The organism is Staphylococcus simiae, assembly GCF_002902085.1.
Taxonomy (GTDB): Bacteria; Bacillota; Bacilli; order Staphylococcales; family Staphylococcaceae; genus Staphylococcus; species Staphylococcus simiae.
The window spans coordinates 1-2275 of record NZ_PPQR01000029.1 but is presented as its reverse complement, the minus strand read 5'-3'; the positions used below and the strand labels follow the sequence as shown (position 1 = coordinate 2275).

General features: G+C 27.7%; 4 protein-coding genes. 1 reads left to right on the top strand and 3 read right to left on the bottom strand.

The window, feature by feature from the left end:
- Positions 1–115: 115 nt before the first annotated feature.
- Positions 116–301 carry a hypothetical protein gene (locus CD113_RS05195; RefSeq protein ID WP_002462518.1) on the top strand — a complete coding sequence of 62 codons (186 nt, stop codon included), beginning with the start codon at positions 116–118 and terminating at the stop codon, positions 299–301.
- A gap of 87 nt (positions 302–388) precedes the next feature.
- Here CD113_RS05195 and CD113_RS05190 read toward each other — a convergent pair whose 3' ends face one another.
- The 3 genes from CD113_RS05190 to CD113_RS13025 form a co-directional block, all read right to left on the bottom strand.
- Positions 389–676 (bottom strand): hypothetical protein, encoded by a 288-nt coding sequence (locus CD113_RS05190; RefSeq protein ID WP_002462517.1) that lies wholly within the window; start codon positions 674–676, stop codon positions 389–391.
- 67 nt (positions 677–743) lie between these two features.
- A complete protein-coding gene (radC, locus tag CD113_RS05185) occupies positions 744–1430 on the bottom strand; it encodes a RadC family protein (protein ID WP_002462516.1) in 687 nt (228 codons plus the stop codon).
- A complete protein-coding gene (locus tag CD113_RS13025; RefSeq protein ID WP_157738310.1) occupies positions 1427–2131 on the bottom strand; it encodes a prepilin peptidase in 705 nt (234 codons plus the stop codon). The genes radC and CD113_RS13025 overlap by 4 nt, the downstream gene beginning before the upstream one ends.
- Positions 2132–2275: the final 144 nt, after the last annotated feature.

The window sequence follows — 2275 nt, the reverse complement described above, 5'->3', positions numbered from 1 at the left end:
CATAATGTCATCAGTCGAGAGCCTTAAACAATATCTATCTAAAGACTGATGCAGTCTATTAAAATATACATTATAATAAACAAAGTCAATATCACAGCTTCAAGGAGGTTTAAAAATGAATATTTTAACAATAATTTTAATTGCATTATTAGTTATCCTCCTATTTAGAGTTGGATTCTCAATTTTGCGTTTTTTAATTTATATCGGTATCGTTTTATTATGTATTTATCTTGCTTACCAAGGGTTATTATGGCTATTAGATTATTTCCATATTTATAATACAGGTTTACCTAGATTTTAAAATAGCATCATTATATAAAAAACAAACTCCTATCAACTGTAGTCACTTTCAATACAAGTTGATTAGGAGTTTTTACATTTTATAGTATTATTTTTTATTCCCAAAAGCATTAGACAAATATCGCAACAGAGCATAACTTCCGACTAACAGTAACCCCCATATAACACCTGTTATTATAGAACCAATAATTACAGCAATAAGTGAATACTGTTGATGTGTGACAAGTACTCCAATTACAGTGGTAATTAAAATTGCTCCCGCTGATAATAAGACAGTATTGACAACTTCCTTTCTTGTTATCTTTATATCTTTAATGTTTATTCTCATTGTATAGATCATCGGGACAAGCACACCTATGATAAGAAATATAGTCAATGTATTTCCTCCTATGTATATCTTTCGTACGTATTATACACAAGTTTTGACATATATGCTATTAAGCTTAAACTCTATCTTCAAAATATCCTGCTTCTACTAAACTAGTGAATTTATTATCACCTATTATAATATGGTCCAACAATTCAATTCCTAACAATTCACCACATTCTTTTAAACGGATTGTTGTAATAATATCTTCTTGTGATGGTGTCACATCACCAGAAGGATGATTATGTACAGCAATTACAGCATTCGCAGATTCCTTTATGGCTATATTAAAGACCTCTCTTGGATGAACTATAGAACTATTTAATGTACCTTTAAAGACACAAACTTGTTTGATAACAATGTTTTTAGAATTTAATAATATCAACATAAAATGTTCTTGTGCTAAATCTTTCATTGATGGCATCATTAATTCAGCAACATCTTCTGGCTTAGTTATCTTGAATTTTTTAATGATATCAGGTTGGCTTATTCTTTCAGCTAATTCAAACACAGCTTTTAAAGTGATGGCCTTGTGTAAACCTATACCTTTTATATTTGTTAATTCATTGATAGATACCTTTTTTAATTGACTTAAGCTACTATACTTTCCTAATAATTCATTACTAATATCAATACTTGAGAATCCCTTTCTACCAGTATTTATAAGTATTGCCAACAATTCACTATTAGATAAACTTTTAGCCCCATAAGTTAAAAGTCTTTCTCTAGGCATTTCCGATATGTTCATTTCTTTAATTTTCAAATATAATATCCTCCTAAAAATCGACATACATTATCATAAAATAATGAATTTAAAATAAAAGCTACAAATATAAAAGGTACTAATGGCAACGCAATAATTCTTCTGAATATTAAAATACATAATGCGATCATACCTGCCAGTAAAAAGGTAATTATTAAAAGTATGGTTAAAAAACTGAGTGGAAAAAATAAAGAAAGTGCACTTATAACCAAAATATCTCCATAACCTATACTTGACCTACTAACAATATAAAATAAATGGGCACTTAAAGTTACAATTATGAAGGATATTATGAATACATGTGTGAAAGTAGAAGTAACGATGACGAATATAATTAATATCCTTAAATCTATAGTCATCGACTCAATATCGTTGATTGATAGAACTAGAAAAAATAAAAAAGTTGATATCAATAACTGTGAATGAATAATAGTAACGGAAAAGTAAACGAGAAAAAAGAGAGAAATTGCTAAAACTTCACCAACAAAATTGGTAAGCGGAATTTTTTGTTGACAATATCTACACCTTGTCTTTAACAAGAGATAACTAAATATAGGGAATAATTCAAACCATGCTAATTGATGGTGACAAGCATCACATTTAGATCTACTAAGACATGCTTTGAAATTTAAAGTTTTCACACTAGAAATTTGATACAAAAAACTATATAAACAACTATAACAATACGTTAATACAAGCACATATCTTTCCTCCTTTGTTAAAATTATAATTAAGCTAGTTAAAGTTGTAAATATTGTTAAATATGATGAAATGCTACTAGTCAACTATCATTTTATTTAGTAATTTATAATACTTTTAAATTACTAGAAAGATACAACTTCATT